General features: G+C 67.2%; 20 protein-coding genes and 1 pseudogene. 14 read left to right on the forward strand and 7 right to left on the reverse strand.

Features of this window, described 5'->3' with window-relative positions:
• The 3 genes and pseudogenes from ACIQC0_RS01700 to ACIQC0_RS01710 form a co-directional block, all read left to right on the forward strand.
• Positions 1 to 434 (forward strand): annotated as a pseudogene (locus tag ACIQC0_RS01700) (hypothetical protein); the annotation flags it as partial.
• A gap of 263 nt (positions 435 to 697) precedes the next feature.
• Complete coding sequence (locus ACIQC0_RS01705; protein ID WP_400532291.1) at positions 698 to 1882, forward strand: serine/threonine-protein kinase; 1185 nt, start codon at positions 698 to 700, stop codon at positions 1880 to 1882.
• A complete protein-coding gene (locus ACIQC0_RS01710; RefSeq protein WP_400532292.1) occupies positions 1879 to 2334 on the forward strand; it encodes an FIMAH domain-containing protein in 456 nt (151 codons plus the stop codon). Before ACIQC0_RS01705 ends, ACIQC0_RS01710 begins: the two co-directional genes overlap by 4 nt.
• Here ACIQC0_RS01710 and ACIQC0_RS01715 read toward each other — a convergent pair.
• On the reverse strand, positions 2331 to 3329 hold the full coding sequence (locus ACIQC0_RS01715) for a LysR family transcriptional regulator (RefSeq protein WP_400532293.1): 999 nt from the start codon (positions 3327 to 3329) through the stop codon (positions 2331 to 2333). The genes ACIQC0_RS01710 and ACIQC0_RS01715 overlap by 4 nt on opposite strands.
• A gap of 75 nt (positions 3330 to 3404) precedes the next feature.
• Between ACIQC0_RS01715 and ACIQC0_RS01720 the strand changes: the two genes are divergently transcribed.
• Positions 3405 to 4367: an EamA family transporter gene (locus ACIQC0_RS01720; protein ID WP_400532294.1), complete on the forward strand. Its 963-nt coding sequence runs from the start codon at positions 3405 to 3407 to the stop codon at positions 4365 to 4367.
• Between the two features lie 81 nt (positions 4368 to 4448).
• Here the strand turns inward: ACIQC0_RS01720 and ACIQC0_RS01725 are convergent, their stop codons facing one another.
• A complete protein-coding gene (locus tag ACIQC0_RS01725; RefSeq protein ID WP_400532295.1) occupies positions 4449 to 6668 on the reverse strand; it encodes an NADP-dependent isocitrate dehydrogenase in 2220 nt (739 codons plus the stop codon).
• A 239-nt stretch (positions 6669 to 6907) separates the two neighbouring features.
• Between ACIQC0_RS01725 and ACIQC0_RS01730 the strand changes: the two genes are divergently transcribed.
• Positions 6908 to 7876: a trypsin-like serine peptidase gene (locus tag ACIQC0_RS01730; protein WP_400532296.1), complete on the forward strand. Its 969-nt coding sequence runs from the start codon at positions 6908 to 6910 to the stop codon at positions 7874 to 7876.
• A 70-nt stretch (positions 7877 to 7946) separates the two neighbouring features.
• Positions 7947 to 8087: a hypothetical protein gene (locus tag ACIQC0_RS01735; RefSeq protein ID WP_377215242.1), complete on the forward strand. Its 141-nt coding sequence runs from the start codon at positions 7947 to 7949 to the stop codon at positions 8085 to 8087.
• A gap of 196 nt (positions 8088 to 8283) precedes the next feature.
• On the opposite strand, the gene purH is transcribed toward ACIQC0_RS01735, so the two are convergent.
• Entirely contained in the window at positions 8284 to 9969 is a 1686-nt protein-coding gene (gene purH, locus ACIQC0_RS01740; protein WP_400532297.1) for a bifunctional phosphoribosylaminoimidazolecarboxamide formyltransferase/IMP cyclohydrolase, read from the reverse strand.
• A gap of 141 nt (positions 9970 to 10110) precedes the next feature.
• Here purH and ACIQC0_RS01745 point away from each other — a divergent pair, with 141 nt between their 5' ends.
• Complete coding sequence (locus ACIQC0_RS01745) at positions 10111 to 11463, forward strand: MFS transporter (RefSeq protein ID WP_377215240.1); 1353 nt, start codon at positions 10111 to 10113, stop codon at positions 11461 to 11463.
• A 115-nt stretch (positions 11464 to 11578) separates the two neighbouring features.
• On the opposite strand, the gene purN is transcribed toward ACIQC0_RS01745, so the two are convergent.
• Positions 11579 to 12148 carry a phosphoribosylglycinamide formyltransferase gene (gene purN / locus ACIQC0_RS01750; protein ID WP_400532298.1) on the reverse strand — a complete coding sequence of 190 codons (570 nt, stop codon included), beginning with the start codon at positions 12146 to 12148 and terminating at the stop codon, positions 11579 to 11581.
• A gap of 39 nt (positions 12149 to 12187) precedes the next feature.
• Between purN and ACIQC0_RS01755 the strand changes: the two genes are divergently transcribed.
• Positions 12188 to 12619: a hypothetical protein gene (locus tag ACIQC0_RS01755; protein WP_400532299.1), complete on the forward strand. Its 432-nt coding sequence runs from the start codon at positions 12188 to 12190 to the stop codon at positions 12617 to 12619.
• A 10-nt stretch (positions 12620 to 12629) separates the two neighbouring features.
• Here ACIQC0_RS01755 and ACIQC0_RS01760 read toward each other — a convergent pair whose 3' ends face one another.
• Complete coding sequence (locus ACIQC0_RS01760) at positions 12630 to 13940, reverse strand: DUF6350 family protein (protein ID WP_377215237.1); 1311 nt, start codon at positions 13938 to 13940, stop codon at positions 12630 to 12632.
• Between the two features lie 472 nt (positions 13941 to 14412).
• Positions 14413 to 15228: a DUF2382 domain-containing protein gene (locus tag ACIQC0_RS01765; protein ID WP_377215236.1), complete on the reverse strand. Its 816-nt coding sequence runs from the start codon at positions 15226 to 15228 to the stop codon at positions 14413 to 14415.
• A 278-nt stretch (positions 15229 to 15506) separates the two neighbouring features.
• Between ACIQC0_RS01765 and ACIQC0_RS01770 the strand changes: the two genes are divergently transcribed.
• Both ACIQC0_RS01770 and ACIQC0_RS01775 read left to right on the forward strand, forming a co-directional pair.
• On the forward strand, positions 15507 to 16712 hold the full coding sequence (locus ACIQC0_RS01770) for a glycosyltransferase family 4 protein (RefSeq protein WP_400532300.1): 1206 nt from the start codon (positions 15507 to 15509) through the stop codon (positions 16710 to 16712).
• 11 nt (positions 16713 to 16723) lie between these two features.
• On the forward strand, positions 16724 to 18148 hold the full coding sequence (locus tag ACIQC0_RS01775; protein WP_377215234.1) for a UDP-glucose dehydrogenase family protein: 1425 nt from the start codon (positions 16724 to 16726) through the stop codon (positions 18146 to 18148).
• Between the two features lie 24 nt (positions 18149 to 18172).
• Here the strand turns inward: ACIQC0_RS01775 and ACIQC0_RS01780 are convergent, their stop codons facing one another.
• On the reverse strand, positions 18173 to 19102 hold the full coding sequence (locus ACIQC0_RS01780) for an HAD hydrolase family protein (RefSeq protein ID WP_400532301.1): 930 nt from the start codon (positions 19100 to 19102) through the stop codon (positions 18173 to 18175).
• A gap of 263 nt (positions 19103 to 19365) precedes the next feature.
• On the opposite strand from ACIQC0_RS01780, the gene ACIQC0_RS01785 reads away from it, so the two are divergent.
• From ACIQC0_RS01785 to ACIQC0_RS01800, 4 genes are all read left to right on the forward strand, one after another.
• Complete coding sequence (locus tag ACIQC0_RS01785; RefSeq protein WP_377215232.1) at positions 19366 to 19635, forward strand: GlsB/YeaQ/YmgE family stress response membrane protein; 270 nt, start codon at positions 19366 to 19368, stop codon at positions 19633 to 19635.
• 118 nt (positions 19636 to 19753) lie between these two features.
• Positions 19754 to 21877: a putative bifunctional diguanylate cyclase/phosphodiesterase gene (locus ACIQC0_RS01790; RefSeq protein WP_400532302.1), complete on the forward strand. Its 2124-nt coding sequence runs from the start codon at positions 19754 to 19756 to the stop codon at positions 21875 to 21877.
• 2 nt (positions 21878 to 21879) lie between these two features.
• Entirely contained in the window at positions 21880 to 24915 is a 3036-nt protein-coding gene (locus ACIQC0_RS01795) for a response regulator (protein ID WP_400532303.1), read from the forward strand.
• Positions 24912 to 25820 (forward strand): diguanylate cyclase, encoded by a 909-nt coding sequence (locus ACIQC0_RS01800; protein ID WP_400532304.1) that lies wholly within the window; start codon positions 24912 to 24914, stop codon positions 25818 to 25820. The genes ACIQC0_RS01795 and ACIQC0_RS01800 overlap by 4 nt, the downstream gene beginning before the upstream one ends.
• The last annotated feature ends 21 nt before the right edge of the window (positions 25821 to 25841 follow it).

A 25841-nucleotide genomic window follows, 5' to 3' on the forward strand; every position in this document is an offset into this window, starting at 1 on the left:
CCCTCGCCACCGCCGCCGGCTTCGCCCTCGTCCTGAACGCCGGTACTGCCGGCTCTGTGGGTACCGACGGCAGCGCCGGTGGAGACACCAGCGGCACCGGCACCATCGGCACTGATACCGGGAGCAGCACCGGCTCCGGCAGCGACGGCCTGCTGGGCGTCCAGGGCTCCGGCGGCGCCGGCATTGACGGCAGCGGTTCTGCTGCCGGAACTGTAGACGGCACCGACTCAACCATCGGCGCCGGCGGCACGCTGGGCGCCGCTGCGGCGGGATCCACGTCCGCAGGCGGAGCGATTGCCGCAGCTGTTGAAGGAAGCAACGCGAGGAGTTCCGCAGGCCTGGCAGCCACCGGCGCCGACGCGTCACTGGCTCCGCTCGCGTTGCTCCTGGTATTCGCAGGACTCCTGATGCTGCGTCAGCGGAAGACGGTTTAGGCCCCCTGGCCGGCACCGCATCAGGCACCCGGACAGGAAGGAGGACAGCCCACCAGAAGCACGCGTAAAGCAGAACATGTCATCAGCACACATGTCCTTGTAACCGGTGGTCCGGCGGCGAATGCGCAAGATATCCGCTGCCGGACCGTCGGCATGCCCGGCCGCCGGAAGCGGCCCTGCAACCGGCGCTGGATCCGGTTCTCCCGTTACGCCGGTATAATTTGGGGTACGACAGTGCCACAGCGCACCGGGAGGAACGGGACATGGTGGCGGAATCGCCTAGCTCCATCAAAAATGAAGTGGTTGGCGGACGTTATCGGCTGGGCGAGGTCATTGGCCGCGGCGGAATGTCATCCGTCTACTGCGCGCACGACGAAAACCTGCACCGCGACGTAGCCCTGAAGCTCTTTGCACCGCAGGCCCCTGATGCGGATGAACTCAAACGGCAGGAAGCGGAAATCCAGCTCCTGGCTACCCTCAACCACCCCGGACTGGTCACCCTTTTCGACGCCGGCATCGACAACCGCGTTCCGGATGAGCCCCGCCCGTTCCTCACCATGGAACTGGTGGAGGGCCAGGATCTCCGCAGCCGTATCCGCCACAGCCGGGTCCCGCTGGAGGAGCTGGCCGTGATCGGTGCTGGCATCGCCGACGCCCTCGCCTACGTCCACGGCCTGGGAATCATCCACCGGGACATTAAGCCCGGCAACATCCTGTTGGTCCAGATCCGCCCCGGCGAACCGCTCCGCCCCAAGCTGACGGACTTTGGCATCGCCAGGATCGTTGACGCCACCCGCTTGACGGCCACAGGCACGATGGTGGGTACCGCCGCCTACCTGAGCCCGGAGCAGGCGATGGGGCAGCCGCTCTCCCCCGCCACCGATATTTACTCGTTCGGCCTGGTTCTGCTCGAATGCATCAAGGGCACCGTGGAATACCCTGGCGGCGCCGTGGAATCCGCGGTTGCCCGGCTTCACCGCGCCCCCGAAATCCCGGAGGACGTCCCGGCCGAGTGGGCGGACCTGATCCGCTCCATGACCGCGCTGGATCCATTGGACCGCCCCGCTGCGGAGGATATCGAAACCGTCCTGCGCCAGGCGCTCGTCTCGCCGGCATCCACGCCCGGCGAACTGGCGGCCGAAACCACCAGGGTCCTCCCGGCGATGCCGCTCCGGCCGCCCACCATCACGGCTGAGGAGTCGGTGGACGACCTGCAGGAGGCAGCAGCGGCGGCCACCTCCGGCAAACGACGACGCCGCGCGGCGTCGTCGCGTGCCAAGGGTTTCTGGATCGCGGTGACGCTTGCCGCCGTGGTGGCCCTGGCGGCGGTGGCGGCACTGATGATGAGCCTGTCCACCCAGACCGCTCCCGACGTCGTGCCTTACCCCACGGTGACCGGGACGCTGGGCGCCCACCTGGAGGAACTGCAGGAAAGCGTGAAGCCGTGAAACGCGCGTGGGTTAGCGCGGTGCTCACCGCTACCCTCCTGCTCACCGGCTGTGGGCAGGCCGAGACCGGGCTGGAGCGGGACACTGCCCGGCAGCTTCAGGCCCGGGTCCTGGAGATTACACAGGCGTCGTCCCAGAACAAGCCCGAGGCCGCGCTGAAGGCCCTGGACGGGCTTGAGGCGGAGCTTCGGGCAGCCAAGGACAGCGGCCGCATCACCGAGGAGCGGCACCGCAGTATCACCACCATCGCCACAGCTGTACGCGCCGACCTGGATCGTGCCATTGCCGCCGCGAAAGCCACGCCGCGGCCTTCGACAACCCCCACGCCGCAGCCCACTGTCCCGGCCACCCCCGAGGCCACGGAATCGACCCAGTCAAACCAGAGTGACGCGGGCAAGAGCGATGACAAGAAGCCCGAGGCGCCCGAACAAAAGGGCAGGGACAAGGACTAAAAAGCGGACGACGCCGGCGCCCCCTTGGGCGGCTGCGCCTCCTGATCCGCGTCCCCGGCTGCGTTTCGCGCCCGTTCCCGGACCAGCTCCAGTACCGCTGCTGCTGCGGGCCAGGCACCCCCGCCCCGTCGTGTGCGGGCATAGGCGCGCATCCGCAGGTCAGGGTTTGCCAGCGGCAGCAGTGCGACTCCCGGGCGCGGGGTCCGGTCGGCGGGCAGCAGTCCCACCCCCATCCCGGCGATGATGAGGTCCTCCACCAGTTCCAGGCTGTCGGCCTGGTGCCGGACTCGGATTTCGAACCCCGCCATGGAAGAGACCAGCCGCAGCACTTCCTCGTCGGCGCTGTTGCGGGAGTTGCCGATCCAGTCCGCATCCCGGAGGCGGTGGAACAGGTCGGGCGCGGGCAGCGGCCACTCCCCCGGGTTCGACCGGCGTGCGGGTCCAATGGCGGCGGCCACGTCGGCGGGCACGCCCAGGCTCCATGGGGTGCTCCACAGCGGCGTTGACTCGAAGCCGGCCGCGCTTGCGTCCGGCGCCAGGTTGTAGTCGTAAGTCAGGGCCAGGTCCACTGCGTCCGAGGACAGCAGAGCCAGTGCCTCTGCCGGCTCGTGTTCCCGGACATCGATGCGCACCTCCGGATGGATCCGTGCCAGGTCTCCGACGATGGGCATCAGCACCTTCCTGACTGCCGTGGCGAAGCCCGCCACCCGGACGGTTCCGGCTGGCTCGGCGCGCGGATCGAGTTCCGCCGTTGCCGCTTCCACCGAGGCGAGGATGTCCACGGCGCGTTCGGCCAGCCGCCTGCCAGCAGGAGTGAGACGGACGCCGCGGCCGAGGGGCTCCAGCAGCGGCGTCCCCGCCTCACGGGCCAGGGCCGACAGCTGCTGCGAGACCGTAGAGGTGGTAGTGCCCAGGGCGTCAGCGACGTTTCGCATGGACCCGTGCCGAGCCAAAGCAACAAGCACTTCCAGCCGGCGGGTCTCCATAGAGGCCATTGTCCGCAAATCCTGAACGATTTGCCAGTCATTCCCACGTGGACGCGGAAGGTCCGGGACCGTTCTACTTGATTCATGGGATTCTCAACAACGGCCGGGAGCCGATTTGCAGGAGCCGGCACGGGCACGGCGATGGCCGGTGCAGCGATGGTTTTCGTCCAGCTGGGCCTCGCGGCGTCGGTGGGCTTGGCGGACCAGCTTGGGCCGGACGGCGTAGCCTGGCTCCGACTGTCCTGGGCGGCAGTGATCCTGGTGGTCCTTGCACGGCCGTGGCGTGCCGCGCTGAGCCGCAGCGGGCTAATGACCTGCATCCTCCTGGGCCTGGTCACCGCCGGAATGACGCTGCTGTTCATGGCGGCAGCCGTCCGGATTCCGCTGGGCACGGCCAGCGCCCTTGAGTTCCTGGGTCCGCTGGGCGTCGCAGTGGTCCGTGGGCGGGCGGCCGGGCGGTGGTGGGCGCTCGTTGCCGCGGCCGGCGTGGCTGCCCTGACCGAGCCGTGGCACGGTGGCGCGGACCTGCCCGGCATCCTCTTCGCACTCGGTGCGGGCGCCTGCTGGGCGGCCTACATCCTCCTCACCCAGCGCGCCGGCGACGAAGCCAGCGGCCTGCAGGCCCTCGCCATCTCCATGCCGGTCGCCGCCGCGGCCACCACCCTCGTAGCGGGCCCCGCCGTCGTGGGTCACCTCGACTGGCCCGTCCTGCTGGCCGGCGCCGGCCTGGCGCTGCTGATGCCCGTCATCCCGTTCAGCCTGGAGCTCATGGCATTGCGCCGGCTGAAGGCGGCGGCGTTCGGCACGCTGATGAGCGTAGAGCCGGCCATCGCCGCCGCCATCGGCCTGGTTGTCCTGGGGCAGGTGCCCGGGCCGACGGTCCTGGCCGGAATCGCCCTGGTAGTGGCAGCCGGTGCTGGGGTGACCCTGCAAGGCACCGGGGAAGCCGCCGCTGATCAGGCTTTGACGGCCCCGACACGAACGGACACAACAGCCACGGACGTATCACCCACGGACGACGGCGGAACCCGGATTTTGAGCCAATAGCGCCAGAGGCGGTGCTCCGGGCTGTCCGGGGCACCGCCTCTGCCGTGTGCGCCGTCTGGGTTGCCGGCGGCGGCACGGGAATTAACCCAGGGTTGCCAGAACCTTGTTCAGGGTGGCAGACGGACGCATCACAGCGGACGTCTTCGTGTTATCCGGGTGGTAGTAACCCCCGATGTCCACTGGCGAGCCCTGGACCTCAGCCAGCTCGCCTACGATCGTCTCTTCCTGGGAGGACAAGGCGTCGGCGACGGCAGCGAACGAGGCGGCCAGGCCGGCGTCGTCCGTCTGCTTGGCCAGTTCCTCGGCCCAGTAGCGGGCCAGGAAGTAGTGGCTGCCGCGGTTGTCCAATTCGCCTGCGCGGCGGCTCGGGGACTTGTTTTCCAGCAGGAAGGTGCCGGTGGCGCGGTCCAGGGTGTCGGCCAGGACCTGTGCACGGGCGTTGCCGGTCGTGGTGGCCAGGTGCTCGAAGCTGACGGCCAGGGCCAGGAACTCGCCCAGGCTGTCCCAGCGCAGGTGGTTTTCCTTGAGCAGCTGCTGGACGTGCTTCGGGGCGGAGCCGCCGGCACCGGTCTCGAAGAGCCCGCCGCCGTTCATCAGGGGAACCACCGAGAGCATCTTGGCGCTGGTGCCCAGTTCCAGGATGGGGAACAGGTCCGTGAGGTAGTCGCGGAGGACGTTGCCCGACACGGAGATGGTGTCCTGGCCCTTGCGGATCCGCTCCAGGGTGAAGGCGATGGCCTTGACCGGGGACATGATCTGGATGTCCAGGCCCTCGGTGTCATGGTCCTTGAGGTACTCGTTGACCTTGGCGATGAGGTTGGCATCGTGGGCGCGCTCCTCGTCCAGCCAGAACACGGCGGGGGTCTGGGAGGCGCGGGCACGGGTGACGGCCAGCTTCACCCAGTCGCGGATGGGGAGGTCCTTGGTCTGGCAGGCGCGCCAGATGTCGCCCTCGGAGACCTGGTGTTCGATCAGGACGTTGCCGGAGCCGTCAACGATCTGGACGGTGCCGGCTTCCTGGATCTCGAAGGTCTTGTCGTGGCTGCCGTATTCCTCGGCCGCCTGCGCCATGAGGCCCACGTTAGGGACCGTGCCCATGGTGGTGGGGTCGTAGGCGCCGTTGGCGCGGCAGTCATCGATGACCACCTGGTAGATGCCGGCGTAGGAACTGTCCGGCAGGACCGCCAGGGTGTCGGCTTCCTTGCCGTCCGGGCCCCACATGTGGCCGGAGCTGCGGATCATGGCGGGCATGGAGGCGTCGACGATCACGTCGGAGGGGACGTTCAGGGTGGTGATGCCCTTGTCCGAGTCCACCATGGCCAGCGCCGGGCCGTCCTCCATGCCCTTCTTGATCAGGTTCTGCACGCCCTCGCGGACGTCCTCGGGAAGGTCCTCGAGGCTGCTGAGGATGGCGGCCAGACCGTTGTTGGGGCTGATGCCGGCGGCGGCGAGCTGCTTGCCGTAGGTCTCGAACAGCTCGGAGAAGTAGGCCTTGACCACGTGTCCGAAGATGATGGGGTCGGAGACCTTCATCATGGTGGCCTTCAGGTGGGCGGAGAACAGCACGCCCTCTTCCTTGGCACGGGCCACCTGGGCCTTGAGGAACTCGTCCAGGGCGGCGGCGCGCATCACGGTGCCGTCGATGACCTCGCCGGCCAGGACCGGGAAAGCCTTCTTCAGGACCTTGACCGACCCGTCTTCACGGACCAGCTGGATGGCGATGGTGCCCTCGGAGTCCATGACCACGGATTTCTCGTTGGAGCGGAAGTCGTCCTGGCCCATGGTGGCCACGTTGGTCTTGGAGTCTGCGGTCCAGGCACCCATGGAGTGCGGGTTCTGGCGTGCGTAGTTCTTCACGGAAAGCGGAGCGCGGCGGTCCGAGTTGCCCTCTCGCAGGACCGGATTCACTGCGGAACCCTTGATCTTGTCGTACCGGGAGCGGACGGCGGTCTCTTCGTCCGAGGAGGGGTTGTCCGGGTAGTCCGGCAGCGCGTAACCCTGGGACTGGAGTTCCGCGATGGCGGCCTTAAGCTGCGGAATGGACGCGCTGATGTTGGGCAGCTTGATGATGTTGGCTTCCGGCGTCTTCGCCAGTTCGCCCAGTTCAGCAAGGGCGTCACCGATCTGCTGCTCCGAGGTCAGGTAGTCACCGAAAACGGCGATGATGCGGCCGGCGAGCGATATGTCGCGGGTCTCCACCTCCACACCTGCGGTCGAAGCAAAAGCCTCGATGATGGGCAGGAACGAATAGGTAGCCAGCATCGGCGCTTCGTCGGTGTGGGTGTAGATAATCTTGGACATGCGCGGGCGTCTCCCTGTGGGTCGGCTAGGTTGTGAAATATAGGTCTGTTTCACCGTCTCTAACTTACCCGAGTAGTGCCGTTTGAACCCCACGGCCGGCGCTGGTTACCCGTCCGGGCGCAGCATTACAGCGCTACATGATAGGTCACTCCTATTTACAAAGTTGTCATATCGCGGTAGGTTCACTTCGTCAACTCCGGCCCCCGCGGGGCAGTATTCACAGTTCAGACAGGACAAACATGACACGCACCAGGTCTCTTGCCTCCGGCCTCCTGAGCCTCTCGGCAGCTGCCGTTCTGGCCCTCACTGGAGCCGGCGGAGCCACCGCCACCCCGGCCGCATCCGACGATCAGCGAACCCCGTCCGTTGCACGCGCATCCCTGGCCACCGCCGGTGTGGCCGAGTACTGGACGGCCGAGCGCATGCGCAACGCCATCCCCGGCGACGTGCTCGCCAAGCGTGCGGTGGAACGCGGCGTTGCCTCCGGTGCGTCGAAGGCTGTCCAGGGCAAGGCCACCAAGGTTCCCTCCACCAAGGGCAAGCCCACCATTGCCGCCGCCGAGAACCCCGTTTCGCACATCGGCAAGGTGTTCTTCACCATGGGCGGCTACAACTATGTCTGTTCCGGAAACTCCGTGGCCTCCACCAACAAGAGCACAGTGTCCACTGCCGGCCACTGCCTCAACGAGGGCCCCGGCGCCTTCGCCACCAACTGGGTTTTCGTCCCTGCCTACGAGAACGGTGCAGCCCCCTACGGCAAGTGGGCCGCCAACCAGCTCTTCGCCCCCACCCAGTGGAGCGCCAACGGCGACATGACTTATGACACCGGCTTTGCCGTCGTCAACACCAACGCCGGCGGCCAGCGCCTGGGCGACGTCGTGGGCGGCTCCGGCGTTGCCTTCAACCAGGACCGCGGCCTCTCCTACAAGGCTTTCGGCTACCCGGCAGCTTCACCCTTCAACGGCGAAACCCTCAAGAGCTGCACCGGCGCCGCGTCCAACGATCCCTACAACCCCCAGTTCAACAGCCAGGGCATCAGCTGCGACATGACGGGCGGTTCCTCCGGCGGCCCGTGGTTCATCGGCACCAGTTCCAGCGGGGTACAGAACTCCGTGAACAGCTACGGCTACAACCGCATGGCGGTGATGTACGGCCCGTACTGGGGCCCAGTCATCCAGTCCACTTACAACAGTGCAGCAGTCTCCTGACCAGCGGTCTTCCGGGCCTGGGCCCTCTAAGCAGGAGCACCCCGACCGGGACACCGTCAGCAGCTCACCGGTGAACCCGGCACCGGAGGAAAGCCTGGAGTACTGGACGCCGGAACGCATGGCGGAGGCCAAACCGCGGGAAATCGTCCTGCCGGATCCGGAAGCCCCGGACCCCGAGGGCCCGCACCCCGCCGGCCCGGACTCCCGGTAGAACCACCGACGGGGCCCGTTCCCTGGAAAGGGGACGGGCGCCGTCGCACGTTAAGCACCGTCCATTGCTCCGTACTGGTCGTTATCACGCGGGAAAACGACCGGTACGTGGGCCCACACCGGCGGGGTTCCCGGGCCGAGCTTGCGATGGCAGTGAGCCCGGGGCGGACGAAGCGAGGTGAGGGTGCCGGTGGGGCCTAGTGGAAGAAGTGGCGGGCTCCGGTGAAGTACATGGTGATGCCCGCGGTGTTCGCTGCCGCGATGACTTCCTCGTCCCGGACGGATCCGCCGGGCTGGACGACGGCGCGGACACCGGCGTCGATCAGGATCTGCAGTCCGTCGGCAAACGGGAAGAACGCGTCGGAGGCCGCAACGGCACCCCGGGCGCGCTGCGGCGCTCCGGCACCGCTGGCGTTTGAGGCACCGCCGGCGCCTTCGACGTCGGACTCCACCGTGACGCCGAGCGTGTTGGCCCGCTCCACGGCCAGGCGGCAGGAATCCAGTCGGTTGACTTGGCCCATGCCGATGCCGACGGCGGCACCGTCCTGGGCGAGCAGGATGGCGTTGGACTTCGCGGCGCGGCAGGCGGTCCAGGCGAAGGCGAGGTCCGCGAGGGTCTTCTCATCCGCAGCGTCGCCGGCGGCGAGGGTCCAGTTGGCGGGGTTGTCGCCGTCGGCGTCCACCTTGTCGCTGGCCTGGACCAGCATGCCGCCGGACACTTGGCGGAACTCCGTGGGGTACCGGCCGTAGCCCTCGGGCAGGGCGAGCAGGCGGATGTTCTTCTTCTTGGCGAGGATCTCGACGGCCTCCGGCTCGAAGCCCGGGGCGATGACGACCTCCGTGAAGATGTCCTTGACCGTGTTGGCCATGCCCGTGGTGACCGTGCGGTTGGCCGCGATGACGCCGCCGAAAGCGGAGACGGGGTCGCACGCGTGGGCCTTGGCATGGGCATCGGCGATGGGGTCCGCGGCGTCCGTGGAACCTACCGCGACGCCGCACGGGTTGGCGTGCTTGATGATGGCGACGGCGGGTTCGCTGAAGTCGTAGGCGGCGCGGAGTGCGGCGTCAGCATCCACGAAGTTGTTGTAGCTCATGGCCTTGCCGTGTAGCTGGTCGGCCTGGGCGATGCCCACGGGCGCAGCCTTGTCCACGTACAGGGCGGCCTGCTGGTGCGGGTTTTCGCCGTAGCGCAGCACCTCGGAACGTTCCAGGGACAGGCCGGCGTAGGCGGGCCAGTCAATGGTGCCGTCGCCGTCCTCATCCAGGAACTGGCTGGCGGTCCAAGTGGCCACGGCGTTGTCGTAGGAGGCCGTGTGGGCGAAAGCCTTGGCGGCCAGGCGCCGGCGGGTCTTCAGGTCGAAGCCGCCTTCCGCTGCCGCCGCGACCACCTGGCCATAGAAGCCGGGGTCAACCACGATGGCGACGGCGGCGTGGTTCTTCGCGGCGGAGCGCACCATGGCGGGGCCTCCGATGTCGATCTGCTCCACGACGTCGTCCTGCGCGGCTCCGGACTTTACCGTTTCCACGAAGGGGTAGAGGTTCACCACGACGAGGTCGAAGGCTTCGATCTCCATGCTGGCGAGGGTGTCCATGTGGGCCGGCACGCGGCGGTCGGCGAGGATGCCGCCGTGCACGCGCGGGTGCAGGGTCTTGACGCGGCCGTCGAGCATCTCCGGCGAACCGGTGACTTCTTCGACTTCCTGGACCGGGATCCCGGCGGCGGCAATCTTTTTGGCGGTGGAACCGGTGGAGACGAGCTTCACGCCGGCGGCATGCAGGCCCTGGGCGAGCTCCTCCAGACCGGTCTTGTCGTAAACCGAGATCAGCGCCCGGCGGATGGGAACACGGTCGATGGATACGCGCTCATGCTGCGTGAAGCTCACAAATGTCTCCGTCTTATCTCGCGGACCAGTGCCGCGGTTGGTGGGGATAGGGCCAGTTTATCGCGAAGCGTCCGTGGCCAGGCGTGTGTGCGCGACTGTGAACGGCTGCGGCCCGGGCTAGAGTTTTCACAGGAGGCTGCAATGAACATTTACACCACGGTGCCCAGCGGCGAACAGGTGGTCCAGGAACTGCCCTGGCGGTGGAAAGTCCAGGGGCGGATCTTCCTGATCGGCGGACTTGGTTTCATGTTCGACGCTTGGGATGTGACACTGAACGGCATCCTCATTCCGCTGCTCTCCAAGCACTGGTCCCTGACACCCGGGGAAGCAGCCTGGGTGGGAACCTCCAACCTGATCGGCATGGCGCTGGGCGCGTTCATCTGGGGAACCATCGCGGACACCATCGGCCGCAAGAAAGCCTTCACGGCCACGCTGCTGATCTTCTCCCTCTTCACGGTCCTGGGTGCCTTCTCCCCCGACTTCGTCTGGTTCTGCATCTTCCGCTTCATGGCCGGGTTCGGATTGGGCGGCTGCATCCCGGTGGACTACGCGCTGGTGGGCGAATTCACCCCCCGCAAGCAGCGCGGCAAGGTGCTCACCGCCATGGACGGCTGGTGGCCCGTGGGGGCCGCGCTGGCCGGTTTTGTTTCTGCCGGGCTGATGGCTGCTTTCGCCGACTGGCGGTTCACCATGGTGGTCATGGTCCTGCCGGCGCTGCTGGTTTTTTGGGTCCGGCGCAGCGTACCGGAGTCCCCGCTGTTCCTCATCCGCAAGGGACGGCGGGAGGAGGCGGCCAAGGTCATCGACGGCCTTGTCGCCGCCACCGGCGCTGAGACCCGCGCCTACAGCCTGCCCGACGCGCAGTCCGTGCCGCGGCTGTCCGCCGGCAGTGCGTGGCAGCAGCTGCGGCTGGTATGGCAGTTCAACTGGAAGATCACTGCCGCTGCCTGGTCCTTGTTCTTCAGCATCCTGTTGGTCTACTACCTGGCCCTGACCTGGATGCCGCGCATCCTCATTGGCGCCGGGTTCGCCGAGTACAAGGCTTTCGTCACCACAGCGTCCATGGCCGCCGTCGGGCTCCTGGGTGTCGTGGTGGCCGCCCTGCTGGTGGAACGCGTGGGCCGCAAGTGGATCCTGGCGGTCACCGGCCCGCTGTCCGCGCTCACGTTGGTGATTGTCGCCGTCGTGGTTGATATCCCCACCGCGGCGGTGTTCTGGCTCCTGGCCTTCGGGTTCGTGGTGCAGGTGGCCATCCCCGTGCTCTACGCCTATGTGTCCGAGCTCTACCCCACGGAACTCCGCGGGACCGGCTTCGGCTGGGCGTCCACGTTCTCGCGGCTGGGTGCCGGTTTCGGGCCGTTGGTCTTTGCGAACTACTTCTGGCCGGAGCTGGGCCTGGCCACGTCCTTCGCCCTTGCCGGCGGACTGGTGCTGCTGGCGATCATCTGGATGGCGTTCTTCTCGCCGGAGACCAAGCAGCGCCGGCTGGAGTAGCTTACGTTTTCGACGCTCGTCTCGGGAATCGACGCTCTGGTGCGCGGGCGCGCCTCATATATGGGCCGCACCGGCGCACCAGCGGGTCGATAACGAATATGCGCGTCGAAAACGTTCAGGCCTGGGCGGTGGCCAGGTCTGCGAGGGTTGAGACCAGCAGCCGGCGCTCCACCACCTTGATGCGCTCGTGCAGGGTTTCTTCGGTGTCGGTGTCCTCGATAGCCACCGCTTCCTGCGCGATGATGGGGCCGGTATCCACGCCTGCATCCGCCCAGTGCACAGTGCAGCCAGTGACCTTGACGCCGTAGGCCATCGCATCCCGGACGCCGTGCGCCCCGGGGAAAGCCGGCAGCAGCGCGGGGTGGGTGTTGAGGTACTTGCCGCCGAATGCATCGATGAATTCGGGGCTGGCAATCCGCATGAAGCCGGAGGAAACCACCACATCCGGGGCGTAGGATGCCACGGCTTCGGTGAGCGCAGCGTCCCAGTCCGCCCGGTCGGCGTAGGCCTTGAAGTCCACCACGAACGTGGGGATGCCGGCGGCCGCGGACCGTTCCACGCCGTACGTCCCTGGCCGGTCGGCACCTACGGCGGCGATCTCCACGTCCAATTCTCCGGCCTTGACTGCGTCAATGACCGCCTGGAGATTGGACCCGGTGCCGGAAACGAGGACTACGATGCGCATTGGTCTAGCTTATGGGCACGCTCGCGTACGCTGGAAAACATGAACACCCCGCCGGAACCGGGCGCACCGCTGCGCAGCAAACCTCCCCTCAGCGACGCGGCCAAAGCCTCCCTGGCCACGACCCACACCCTGTTCCGGATCTTCGTCCCCACAGTGCTGGGCGCCTTCTTCGTCTACCAGCTGGACGTCAGCCACCTGTGGCTCACAGCCCTGCTCACCGCAGCGGGCCTGGTTCTGGGCGTGGTGCTGCTGATCCGCTGGGCGCGGCTTAAGGACTCCCGGCTGGTGCTGGTGGGGACCATCTCCGGGCTGGTGGTGTCGGTGCTGATGGTGCTGATCATCCTGGTCAGCGCGGTCTTCTTCGAACCGGTGCGCGCTTACCAGGACTGCTCGCGGCAGGCGCTGACGGAGCAGGCCCTTTCCGCGTGCCGGGTGCAGCTGGAACGCTCGCTTCCCACCCAACTGCGGTAGCTGCCGGGCGTCAGGATGCGTGCGCGGGTTCGGCGTTGGCTGCCTGCTCGCGTTCCAGCCAGGGGCCGGCCGCATAACCGATCACGACGCCGACGCCCACTTCCGCGGCCAACCAGACTGCCGTCCACAACGGGTCGGGCCCAATGTCGGTGAGGCGGCCGATACCGGCCGAACCATGTGCCACCCAGGCAAGTCCCATGGCCATGATGCCCGCCACCAGCCCGGCCAGTACGCCCAGCACCAGAGTGGAAAGCGACGCGGTAAACCAGCGGGCGTGGACCTTGATGGAGAGCCATTCGTCAAAGTGGTTCTCCCCCTCGCGGAGAAACCACCAGCCGCCCAGCACACCCGCGAACACCGGAATGATGAGGACCGCGAACGCGTAATCCAGCGGCCCGGACGGAATGGCGGCCAGTACCGGGATGGAAGGCAGCGGACCCACGGCGGTTCCGAGCGGGCCCACCTGGGAGCCGACGCCCATGGCAAAGCCTGCGCCGGAGGTCCAGGCGAGGGCCAGGATCACCAGATTGGGAAGGAACCCCAGCTGCGCGATGGTGAGGACGGCACCTCCGACAATTCCGGCGTCGAGCGCTTCATAGACAGAAACCACAAGGTTCCAATGGATGAAAAGGTCCAGGGCGAGCAGGAAGGCGGCGAGCGCCACGGCCGCGACGGCAGCCACGAAGCCGGCCTTTACCACCGAGGCGATGTAGGAGCCCGCCCAGCGCGAATGCTGGCTGGTGCGGGAGATCCAGTCAACGGCGTCCACGCCGATGAGCCTGCTCCAGGAGCCGGCTTCGCGGCGGGCGCCGATGATCATGCCCAGCGCGAAGGGAATGAGCGGAACCAGAAGGGCGTGGAGGGGGTTAATGCCGACATCCGCGGTACGGCAGACGAAACCGGTGGCTGTTCCAAAGGCGGCGTATACCACCCAGGAGCCCAGGAGAGCTTGCCACAACTGGTCGGAGTATGAGGCCCGCGCGAGCCGGCGCCCGGCCCGCCAGGCCAGGAGGAACGGGATAAGGGTCAGTCCCAGCGGAACGAGGGTGAGGACGCCGGAGTCGATGTTGGCCGCCGCTTCGGTGCCTCCTCCGGAGAGCTCCAGCGGTACGCCGTGGACCAGGAGCCAGGACTGTCCGGCCAGCCTGGCAAGGGTGGCGAAGTCTCCCTGCTGGAATCCGGCGGCGGCCCACACAGCCACGATGGGCGCGATCACCGCCAGCGCGGAAATGAAGGCCGCCTGCGCCGTTTCGAGGGCGCCCTGCAGCCACAAGGGCATGGGAAGGCCACGGTCTCCGGTCTGATCAGCACGCAGTTTCATCGTGCTCAATGGTGCCACGGCAAGCCCTGCGCTCCGGTGACCGACAGGCTCTGCAGCCGCCGTTCCCGGGCGGCCCGCGGACGGGTTCCAGCGCTTTTTTCCTGTGCTGGCCGTAAAATTGCAGGTAACTGTAAGCAGTGTCACACCCACCGCCGGCGTCCTCCAAAAGGCCCACGATTGGGTCGGTGCCGACCGGGCAGATGCTTTTTACATCCGGCCGTAGCTGCCGCGGCCGGCCAAGGCCCGGACCCCAACACCGGGAAACAGGAGCCGCGAATGAGAGATGAACCGTAAGTTCTGAAGATGTTCGTACTACTGGCTGGTGCAGCCAAGCCCCCCGGCTTCGGCTGCATCAGCGTTTTCGTCGATCCGGGAGCGGCGTCAATAACGCGGTCGCCTGCTACTGCCGCACACACCGAAGGTGCTGCCGCACGTGGCGGCAGCACCTTCGGTTGCTTAGCGGCAGCAGGGCTTAGAGCCTGCGGTCTTCATCAAGGCCGTCGGCTTCGATGCGCTCCTTGCGGACGTCGTCACTGACGGTGACGTCATCCTGGACCACGTCCTTATCCAGGCGGACCCGTTCCACCGGAACGGTTTCCTTCTCCACAACGGGCCGCTCCTCATGGAGGGTGACCTCGTGCTCCTCCTCGCTGAGGTCCGGCCCGGAGAGTGCCGCGCCACGGTTCGCGTCCGTGATGGGCTCCCGCTCCAGGCGGACCTCCTCGCGCTGCACGGGAACGGTGGTGGTGACGTTCTCCGTGGTGACGTACTTGCGCAAGCGGGCCCGGCCTGTGGCCTGCCGCTCAGTGCCGACGTGGAGCTGCTCTTCCGAGCGCGTCATGGCGTCGTCGGTGTTGGGGCCCGAGGTGTCGTGGCCCGCCGTACGGCCAAGACCCGCCGTGGGCGTGCCGGCATTCAGGTCGGCATCGCCCTGGAGGTCCACGTCATTACGGGTATCGGCGTAGCTGCGGGTTTCCCGGTTGTAGTGCGTATAGAGCCGGTCCTCTTCCTCCGGGGTGAGGTGGCCGTCCACCTCTACGCGGGGAGCGTCTTTGACGTGCTCCTTGGCGAACGGGACCACGAGGTCATCGCCCTCAGTGCGGGCCCCTTCCACCGGTACAAAGGACTGCGAAGTTCCGAACAGCCCGGTCTTGACAGTCACCCACGTGGGCTCTCCGGTGTCATCATCCGCGTACAGCTGGCCGATGCCGCCAATCTTCTCGCCGTCAGACCCAATGACATGGCCGTTCCGGGTGAGCAGGTCTTCAATGTTTTCCCTGTTGAGCATGACGTCTCCTTTGGATATGTCGTTGCGTGGGGTCGCCAGCAATGGAGCTACCGGCCCCGGGATGTTCCCCGGCGGCCGCCTCCGCCCCGGCTGCTTGAGGCTTCGTGCTGGCTGCCCCTCTACAGTAAGCATGCTTAGTACAAAAAGAAAAGCCTACTTAGTAAATTGCCGCCGGCGGCCGGAGGTCTGCCCCCTCCCAGGCTGCTGTTTACCCAACTTTTCCCTCCGCGCCACCCCTTCTCCCCCACCGAGTCAAGGGGGACGCCCACGGTGGAGGAGTGAGGATCGCAATTGTCGCTGAATCATTCCTGCCCCTGATGAACGGGGTCACGCACTCCATCCTGCGGGTCCTGGAGCATCTTCAGGAGCGCGGCGACGACGTCCTGGTCATCGCTCCGGCGGGCCAAGAGGGCGGAGACGCTGGACCGCAGAAAGTCAGCGGAGCACGTATCCACCGCCTGCCGGCAGTGCCGCTGGCAGGCTACACGAATGTCAGGGTGGCGATGGGCGGTGTGTACCGGGTCAAGCGAATCCTTGCCGACTACGCACCGGACGTGGTCCACCTGGCCTCCCCGTTCATCCTGGGCTGGCGGGCCGCACAGGCGGCGCACCAACTGGGAATTCCCACCGTTGCCATCTACCAGACCGAGGTCCCCAGCTACGCAGCCCGCTACGGCGTCCCGTTCCTGGAAAACTGGGCCTGGAGCCGGGTGGAAAACATCCACCTGCTGGCCACCCGGACCCTGGCGCCCTCCACGTTCGCACTGAACCAGCTGCGCGGCCGCGGCATTCCGCGGGTGCAGATGTGGCGTCGAGGTGTGGATACTGCAAGGTTTTCGCCGGACAAGCGCGACGACGCCTGGCGGGCCGCCGTTGCCCCGGGCGGCGAACGCATCATCGGTTACGTGGGCCGGCTGGCAGTGGAAAAGCAGGTGGAGGACCTGGCGGCCCTGGCCGCCGTGCCGCGCACGCGCCTGGTGATCGTGGGAGACGGCCCGCAACGGGCTGCGCTGGAGGACGCCCTGCCGGATGCAGTCTTCACCGGTTTCCTCGGCGGCGACCAGTTGGCCCGGGCGGTCGCGTCCTTTGACCTGTTCATCCATCCGGGCGAATTCGAAACCTTCTGCCAGACCATCCAGGAAGCCATGGCCTCCGGCGTTCCGGTGGTGGCCACCGGACGCGGAGGGCCGCTGGACCTGGTTGAAAACTCCCGGACCGGTTGGCTCTATGAGCCAGGCGACCTCTCCGCCCTGCGCGCCCACGTGGTGGATCTGATGGGCGACGATGCCAAGCGCCGGGCCTTCGCGGCCGCAGCGCATGCGTCCGTCCAGGACCGGACCTGGCCCGCGTTGAGCGCCGAACTGGTCCGCCATTATTCAGCCGCCATCCATGAAGGTGCCCCTGCAGCCCGTGGCCGCGGAGCGCAGTTGGCGGCCCGCCAGGCAGCATCAATCCCGGCAACCCGGGCCGGAGCACCCCAGTGAAAGGCATCCCCATGAAATCCCGTGTCCTCAATATCTCGGTCATCGGCTGTGGCTACCTCGGAGCCGTCCATGCCGCCACCCTGGCCGCCATGGGTCACAACGTGGTGGGTATCGACGTCGACACAGCCAAGGTGGAGCAACTGGCCCGCGGGAATGCCCCGTTCCATGAACCCGGGCTCGACGAACTGCTGCAGGATGGCCGCGCCACTGGCCGCCTGCGCTTCGCCACCGATCCGGCAGCAGCCCGCGATGCCCAGGTGCATTTCCTCTGCGTTGGAACACCGCAGGACAAGACGTCCGACGCGGCCGACCTCAGCTACCTCCTCTCCGCCACCGAAGCCCTGCTTCCGCACCTGGCGCACGGTGCCGCCGTCGTGGGCAAGTCCACGGTTCCCGTGGGCACGGTGGAGATGCTCCGGGGCGTCCTTGCCGGACGCCCGGACGTGCACGTGGGGTGGAACCCGGAATTCCTGCGGCAGGGAACGGCCGTGAAGGATTCGCTGGTGCCTGACCGCCTGGTCTATGGCGTTCCCGGCGGCCGGGCCGGTGCCTTCAGTCCTGCCACGGGGGCTGCGCAGGGCGTCACGTCAGCCCTGGACGCTGTGTATGAACCGCTGCTGCGGGCCGGAATCCCCCGGCTGGTCTGCAACTTCGCCACGGCCGAACTCATCAAGTCCGCGGCCAACGCCTACCTGGCCACCAAAGTCAGCTTCATTAATGCCGTCTCTGAACTCTGCGATGCAGCGGGAGCAGATGTGGCTGAGCTGAGCGAAGCGATGGGACTGGACCCGCGGATCGGCAACCGGTACCTGCACGCAGGGCTGGGTTTCGGCGGTGGCTGCTTGCCCAAGGACATCCGCAGCTTCCGCAAGCAGGCCGGGGACCTCGGCGTCGACGCCATTGGGGACTGGATGCGCCTGGTGGACTCGGTGAACCTTGACCAGCGGCAGCGAACGGTGGACCTGGCGGCGCAGATGTGTGGCGGAAGCGTGTCCGGCCGGACCATCGCGGTGCTGGGCGCCTCCTTCAAACCGGACACGGACGACATCCGTGATTCGCCGGCACTGGACGTGGCCGACCGCCTCGCCGCCGCCGGCGCCCATGTCACCGTTACCGACCCCAAGGCCGTGAACAACGCGTGGCGGCGCTACCCGCGGCTTCGTTTCGAGAGCCGAACCGCGCCCGCCCTCGAGAATGCCGAACTGGTGCTGCTCCTGACTGAGTGGGATGAGTACCGCAGGCTCTCCCCCGGTGATGCGGGCACGCTGGTACGACGGCGGATGGTCCTGGACGCCCGTAATGTCCTGGACGCGGCGGCCTGGCGGAATGCCGGCTGGACGGTCCGGGGCCTAGGGACCTCTCCTGCGGCGGCGCATCAGGAAAGCGGGCTGGCCGGCGCCCCGGCCGCACGGCAGGCATCGGCAAGCCTGTCGTAGGACACCGGGAAGCACTCAAAGCCGCTATGTGGATAGCGTGGACGCGTCCGGCGCCAGCAGGCCCAGCTCCGCGAAGGCAAGCGCCACGCCATTGCCCGCCGGCCCGGCAGTGACGCGGTCCGCGACCGCCAGCACAGCCGGGTGTCCGCCTTCCACAGCGATGCCCGTCCCGGCGTACTCCAGCATTTCGATGTCGTTGGAACTGTCGCCGATGGCCACGATGTCCGCCCGGTCCAGCCCCAGGCGCTCTTCGATCACCTGGATGCCCACGGCTTTATGCGTGCCGGCCATGAAGATTTCCCCGGCCCCGTCACCCAACGCAGACAGCGAACTGGGGATCAGGCCGACGCCCGGGCCCAGCGCATCGGTTAGTTCGCGCAGCGGCAGGGGCGCATCGAAGCAGGAAATCTTGGCGTAGGAAGCCCTTCGGAGGTCTCCGCCGTACTGGACCGGGCCAAGGATGTCCTCCAGCGGATCCGGCCGGCCGGCATGCTGACCGGCGGCATGGTGCCCTGCGCCATTCCCAGCGGCCGGGGAACCGCCCTCGGCTGCCGCCCTCTTTTCGAAGATGGGGCCGAGGACCCGCCGGAGCCGCTGGTCCACGCCTTCCCGGCCGTAGAGTGCCTCGGGCGCTTCCAGAATGTAGGCGACATCGTGGGCGTCCAGGACCTCCACGATCCGCGCCGCGAGGTCCTGCTCGAACCGCGTATCTTTCAGGACCTCCCCGCCGAGTTCCACCCGCGCGCCGGCACCGGTAATGGTTCCGTCGAAACCGGCCGCCAGAATGTGGTCCGGAACCATGGACAACGGCCGGCCGGTGCAGACAAAGACGAGGTGGCCCAGCTTGCGGGCGGTCTGCACGGCGTCCACGTGGGCTTCCGGGGCCAGTCCGTGGTCCGCATAGGTGCCGTCGATGTCGAGAAAAATGGCCCGGGCCGCCGGGGTGCTGGTCATGCCGTTCCTTAGGTTTGGGGCGTCCGGACGGGCAACTGCCCCCGCCAGGCGAAGACCCAATCCTATCCAAAGCGCCCTTGGGCCGCCGCGCCCGCGGCTCCCAGCGGGGCAAACCTGGGAAATCCGGCAGCCGAAACCCGGAAACCCTGAAATTGACAGTCATCCCGTGATATTTGAAGTCTTGAAGTGCAGTAAGCACGCTGATTGAATGATGGAACCGGAAATGGGGGCACGGCACAACTTACTGATAAAGGAGTGACAACATGGGTATTCTCGGATTTCTCATTTTGGGCCTGATTGCCGGAGCCATTGCAAAGGCCGTCCTCCCGGGACGCCAGGGCGGGGGCTGGATCGTGACGATGATCCTGGGCGTCGTCGGGGCTATCCTGGGCGGCTGGATCGGCTCGCTGATTTTCGGCGGCGGGCTCGCCGAGTTCTTCGACATCCGCACATGGCTGCTTGCTATTCTCGGTTCCGTGATCGTGCTTCTTGTGTACGGTGCCATTACCAACCGGAGCCACCGCAGGGTATAGCAACTCTTCCAGCAAAGCGCCGTCTTCCTTCAAAAGGGGCGGCGTTTTTGTGTAAGGAAGACTTTATGATGACCAAGGGGGTGGTCTCATGAACGACCCGATGCAGGGACAAGTTCATATGGCGCAAGCGCTGGAAGCCGTGCTGGACCTCAGCCCCGATGCGCTGTTGGTCGTCGCCGCTGACGGGACCGTGGCCGCCGCCAATGCCCCTGCCGGCAGACTGTTCGGAATGGCTGTGCAGGACCTTGCGGGCCTGGACCACCGCTCGCTGCTGGCGGGCGACTTCCGGGAGGACATCCGCAAGCTGTTCCGCCGGCTCCTGGTGCACCCGGAGGAACACCCGGAACCGGTGCAGACGTACTGCGTGGACCGCGGCGGCACCGAGTTTCCGGCAGAACTGGCCGCCTCGTTCCTGCCCGGGGCCGGCCGGCAGCGCTCAGACGCCGGCCAGCTGCTCCTCTCGGTCCGCGGCACGGCCCACCACAAGTCCGCCGACCATCGCCGCGAGGCCATGTCCCTCCTGGCGGCAACCCTCGAGTCCACCGCGGACGGAATCCTGGTGGTGGACTCCGATTGGAACATCGCCGGGTACAACGACAAGTTCCTGGCGATGTGGGCCATACCGGCAGATCTACTGGACGGCACGCAGGCCATAACGGTGAGCACCCAGCACGAAGTCATGCCCCTGATCCTGGACCAGCTATCCGATCCCCGGCAGTTCATGGCCAAGCTGGGTGAACTGGAGGCCGATCCGGCAGCGGAGAGCCACGACGTTCTCGAATTCAAGGACGGCCGGACCATCGAACGGTATTCCCGGCCACACCGTTCCGGCGACGGGATCGTCGGCAGGATCTGGAGCTTCCAGGACGTGACCGAGCGCCGCCAGGCGCAGGAACAGGCTCACCGGGCCATGGCGGACCTCGCGGCACAGACCGAGAAACTCCGCGGCATGGCATTCCGGGATCCGCTGACCGGCTTGGCCAACCGGGCCGTGTTCAATGATGCCCTCGGCGAGGCCGTGAGGTCGCCCCGGCTCAAATCCGTGGACGTCCTGCTCCTGGACCTTGACGACTTCAAGGAGGTCAATGACGTCCTCGGCCACCAGGCGGGCGACGACATGCTCATCGAGGTGGCCCGCCGGCTCCGCGGCTGCGCGCCGACGGCGGACGTGGTGGCCCGGCTGGGCGGCGACGAGTTCGTGGTGCTGCTGACCGCGTGCCCCAATGCGGACGAGATTGCCACGTGCATGGTGCGCTGCCTGCGCGTCCCCCTGACCGCGGGAGGGAAGGTTCTGCGCCCCAGCCTGAGCCTGGGGCTTGCGTCCCTGACCTCCGAGGACCAGAACGCCTCGGAGCTGCTTCGCCGGGCGGACATCGCCATGTATGCGGCCAAAGCGGCGGGGAAGAACCGCTTCCTCCGGTTCCAGCCGGACATGATGACCAAGCTGATGCAGCGCACCGCCATGGAGTCTGGCCTGGTCCGGGCCGCAGAGCACGGCGAAATCTCGATAGAGTTCCAGCCGATCGTGTCCTACCAGCGGGGTCAGGTGGTGAAGGTCGAGGCGCTGGCTCGGTGGGACAGCGAGGGCGGCCGGGTGCCGCCCTCAGTCTTCATTCCGCTCGCTGAGCGGACCGGACTGATCGGCGGCATAGGCATGGAGGTGATGGGGCTGGCCATGCGGCGCATCGCAGGCTGGCTTACCGGCGATCCGTCGCGGTCCCTCGCCGTTAACGTGTCAGGCGTGCAGTTGCAGGAGCACGACTTCGCCGAGCAGGTGCTTCGACTGGCGGAGGCCAGCGGCGTCGCGCCGTACCAGCTGGTGATCGAAGTCACCGAAAGCGTGTTCTTCGACGCCGACTGCAGCCTGGTCAAACAGCTCAGCACCCTCCGGGAGGCCGGCGCGCGCGTCGCCCTGGACGATTTCGGCACCGGTTATTCGTCGCTGGGGCGGCTGCAGGACCTTCCCGTGGACACGGTTAAGATCGACAAGTCTTTTGTATCCATGATCCGCACCGGACGTGAGCGGCTGCCCATTCTCAGCTCCATGATCAACATGGCGCACAGCCTGGGCCTGACGGTCACAGCCGAGGGCATTGAGACCGTTGAGCAGGCGCAGTACCTGGCTGCCCTGGAATGCGATTCGATGCAGGGCTACCTGTTCTCCCGGCCGGAGCCGGAAAGCCGTCTGACCCTCGCCTTGAGCCACGCCGAAAAGGTCCTCCGCACACTGAAGGAGGGGTAGGGATGGCCGCGGTGGAGTCCGGAAGCGATCAGGAAGGACGGGCCTGGCCCGCCGCCGGCAGGGGCCGGATCCTGGTGCCGGCCGCGCTGACGGCTGCGGTTCTGACCGCGCTGGGGATCTTCTTCGCGGCAAACAACGGAAGCGCGCCGGCGCTCGTCATGGGGGATTTCCTCATCCTTGCGGCGTCCTTGCTGGCCGGTGCGAGCTGCGCGAAGGCCGCCAGGCGCGGCGGCCCCAACGCCAGGGCCTGGGCCCTCATGGCGATGGCCGTTTTCTGGTGGGCCGCCGGCATGGCCGTCTACGCGTACTATGGCCTCGCCTACAATCACGCCTATCCCTTCCCATCGCTCGCCGACGTCGGCTTCATCGGGTACTCGGTTCCGGCCGTCGTCGCGCTTTTCGCTTTCAAACGCCGGCCAGGCAATCCGGTGGCCCTGTACCGGGCGGTGATGGATGCGGCCGTAATCGCAGGCTCGGTGCTGGTGGTCAGCTGGTACACCGCGCTCGGCCCTGCGTACAGCGCGGAGGGTGATCCGCTGGCGCGGTTCACCGGCATGGCCTACCCGGTGGCGGACTTGGTGATCACGTCCCTGGTCCTGGTCCTCGGGATGCGGCGGAGGCCGGGCGAGCGGCTGCCCTGGCTGTTCTTCGGCGGCGGGTTGGTGGTGCTTTCAGTTACGGACAGCATCTACATCCGCCTCACGTTCGACGGCGTCACGGGCACCACGGGGTCGCCCCTCGCCTTGGGCTGGATCGTTGCGTTCCTCCTGATCGCACTGGCGCCCATGGCACCTTACGCCGAGAACGCGGAAGCCGAACGGCGCGGGTACACGCTGGCCCTGGAGCTGCTGCCCTACGCGCCGCTCCTGCTGGCCATCATCCTGTTTACCGGGCCGCATCTGCACGAACTGGAGCCCTTCCTGCTGGCTGTTTCCGCGGCCGTCCTGGGGGCCGTGTTTATACGCCAGGTGCTGATCATCTTCGAGAACATCACTCTCACCAGCGGGCTCGAGGAGGAGGTGGCGGCCCGGACAACGGAACTCGAGGCAGCGCGGAGGGAAGCGCTGGAATCGAGCCGACTGAAATCAGAGTTCCTGGCCACCATGAGCCATGAGATCCGCACTCCCATGAACGGCGTCGTGGGTCTGACCTCCCTCCTCCTGGAAACCCGGCTGGACCAGACCCAGAAGCAGTACGCAGAGGGCGTCAAGGGTGCGGGCGAAGCGCTGCTGGCCCTCATCAACGACATCCTGGACTTCTCCAAGCTGGAGGCGGGGAAGGTTGACCTCGACGTCCGGCCCTTCGACCCGCGGGCGCTCATCGAGGAGGTGGCGGGCCTGTTGGCCGAACAGGCGCAGGCGAAGCGCCTGGAACTTATCGCCTACTGCGAGCCGGACGTGCCGGCCAGGCTGCTGGGAGATGCCGGCAGGATCCGGCAGATCCTCCTGAACCTCGCGTCCAACGCTGTGAAGTTCACGGCATCCGGGGAGGTTTCCATCCGGGTGCGGTGCGAAACTCCCGGCGACGTTCCAGAGACAAGCGTTCCGGTCTGTTTCGAGGTGCGGGATACGGGGATAGGCATCGAACCCGCGCAGCACACCCGGCTGTTCGAGTCATTTTCCCAGGCCGACGCGTCCACCACACGGCGGTACGGGGGCACGGGCCTGGGCCTTGCCATCTGCCGCCGGCTCACCGAGGCCATGGAGGGCGAGATCGGCGTTAAGAGCGCACCGGACCAGGGCAGCACCTTCTGGTTCCGGCTGCCGCTGCGGGTGGCCCCGATCTCCACGGATCCGGTTCCCGCGGCAGGTTTCCTCAACGGCCTGCGCGTATTGGTGGTGGACGACAATGCCACCAACAGGCTGGTGCTCGAATCCCAGTTGCGGGGCTGGGGGCTGCAGCCTGAGGCTGCGCCGGATGCCCGTTCGGCCCTTGCGCGGGCAACCGAGGCGGGAAAGGCAGGGACTCCCTTCGACCTTGCCGTCCTGGACTTCTGCATGCCGGACACCGACGGGCTGGAACTGGCCCGCCGGATGAAGGCTACGCCTGGGCTGGCGGACATCGAGCTCATGATGCTCACTTCCACGATGCAGGTGGACGCCGGTGAAATTGCCGCCGCGGGTGTCCGTGAGTGGCTGATGAAGCCGGTCCGCAGCTCCGAGTTCTACGACCGGCTGGTCCGCCTCATGTCCACGCGTGGCCCGGAGGTTCCTGCACCGGAAGCATCCTCCGCTCCACAGCCAGCCGGTGCAACCGCTGCCGGATCGCACCGCGGGCGCATCCTGGTGGTGGAGGACAACGAGGTGAACCAGCTCGTGGCCCGCGCCATGGCCAGCAGGCTGGGCTACCTGGTGGACGTGGTGCCGGACGGCGCCCGGGCCGTCACCGCCACCAAGTCCGCCAATTACGCCGCAGTGCTGATGGACTGCCACATGCCGGTGCTGGATGGCTTCGAGGCCACCCGGAGGATCCGGGACCGCGGCGGCAGCGGTGCCGTGCTGCCCATCATCGCGATGACGGCCGGGGCCCTCGACGGGGACAAGGAGCGCTGCCTGGCCGCCGGCATGGACGACTACCTCGCAAAGCCGGTCGACCCGGCAGCCTTGGAGGCGGTGCTGTCCCGTTGGATTCCCGAACCGCAGCCGCAGCCGCTGGCGGTCACCGGGGGCGGACGCACCGGCGTCGGAATCCGCCCCGCACTGGACCCGGACCGGCTGGCGATGCTGCGCAACCTGGGAGGGAACGGACAGGACCTGTTTGCCGCTGCCGCGGCGGCCTTCCGGGACAGCGTTCCGGCCCGTCTGGCGGCGCTTCGGTCTGCAGTCCACGCTGGCGGCGGTCCGGCCCTCGTGGAGGCCGCCCACGCCTTGAAGGGTTCAGCGGGCAACATTGGGGCAGGCGCCGTTGCGGCGCTCTGTTCGGAGCTCGAAGGGATGGGCCGCAGCGGCAGTCTCACGGCAGCCGCCGCTCTCCTCCCCCGGCTGGAGGCAGAACTGCAGCGGGCGAACGACGCGCTGGATAAGGAGGTGGCGCAGTGAAAGTGCTGGTGGCAGACGACGATCCGGGGTCGCTGCTGGTGGCCCGCGCCGCCGTCGAACGCGCCGGACACGAATGCCTGGCCGCCGCTGACGGTGACGAGGCCTGGAAGCTCTTCCTGGCCCACCGGCCGGACGCGGTGGTGACGGACCGGATGATGCCCGGCATGGACGGGCTGGCCCTGTGCCGGGCCATCCGAGCCAGTGAAACCGACCTCTATACGTACATCGTGCTGCTCACCTCCCAGGATTCACGGGAGGACATGCTGGCCGGACTGGAGGCGGGAGCGGACGATTACGTCACCAAACCGCTGGACCCGTTCGTGCTGCGCGCCCGGCTGCTGGTGGCGGTCCGCGTGACCACGCTGCACGCCGACCTGGCGCACTACCGTAAAGTGCTCTCCCGGCAGGCCCGGACCGATCCGTTGACCGGGTTGTACAACCGCCTCAAGCTGTCCGAGGACCTGGAGCAGCTCCATGCCCGCAGTGCCCGGTATGGCGAGGAGTACAGCGTTGCCATGTGCGACGTGGACAATTTCAAGAGCTACAACGACATCTACGGCCACCAGGCCGGCGACCTTGCGCTCCGGAACGTAGCAGCGGCGCTGCTGGGCCAGGTGCGCAAGAGCGACGGCGTCTACAGGTTCGGGGGCGAGGAGTTCCTGCTGGTGTTGCCGCGCCAGGGCATTGCTGAGGCGAGGGTGCTGCTGGAGCGGGCGCTGGAGGCTGTGCGGAAGCTGAAGATCGAGCACCACGGCGACCCCTCCGGCGAATTGCGCCTCAGTGCAGGGATCTCAATGTTCGGCGCCGGACACGCCGTGGACGCCGACATGTTGCTGGGAGAAGCGGACACGGCCCTCTACTCAGCGAAGGCAGCGGGCAGGAACCGGGTGGAAGCAGCCTGGTAGCTCCGAGGGTTGGCAACCCTC

Source organism: Pseudarthrobacter sp. NPDC092419 (assembly GCF_044755045.1).
Lineage (GTDB): Bacteria > Actinomycetota > Actinomycetes > Actinomycetales > Micrococcaceae > Arthrobacter.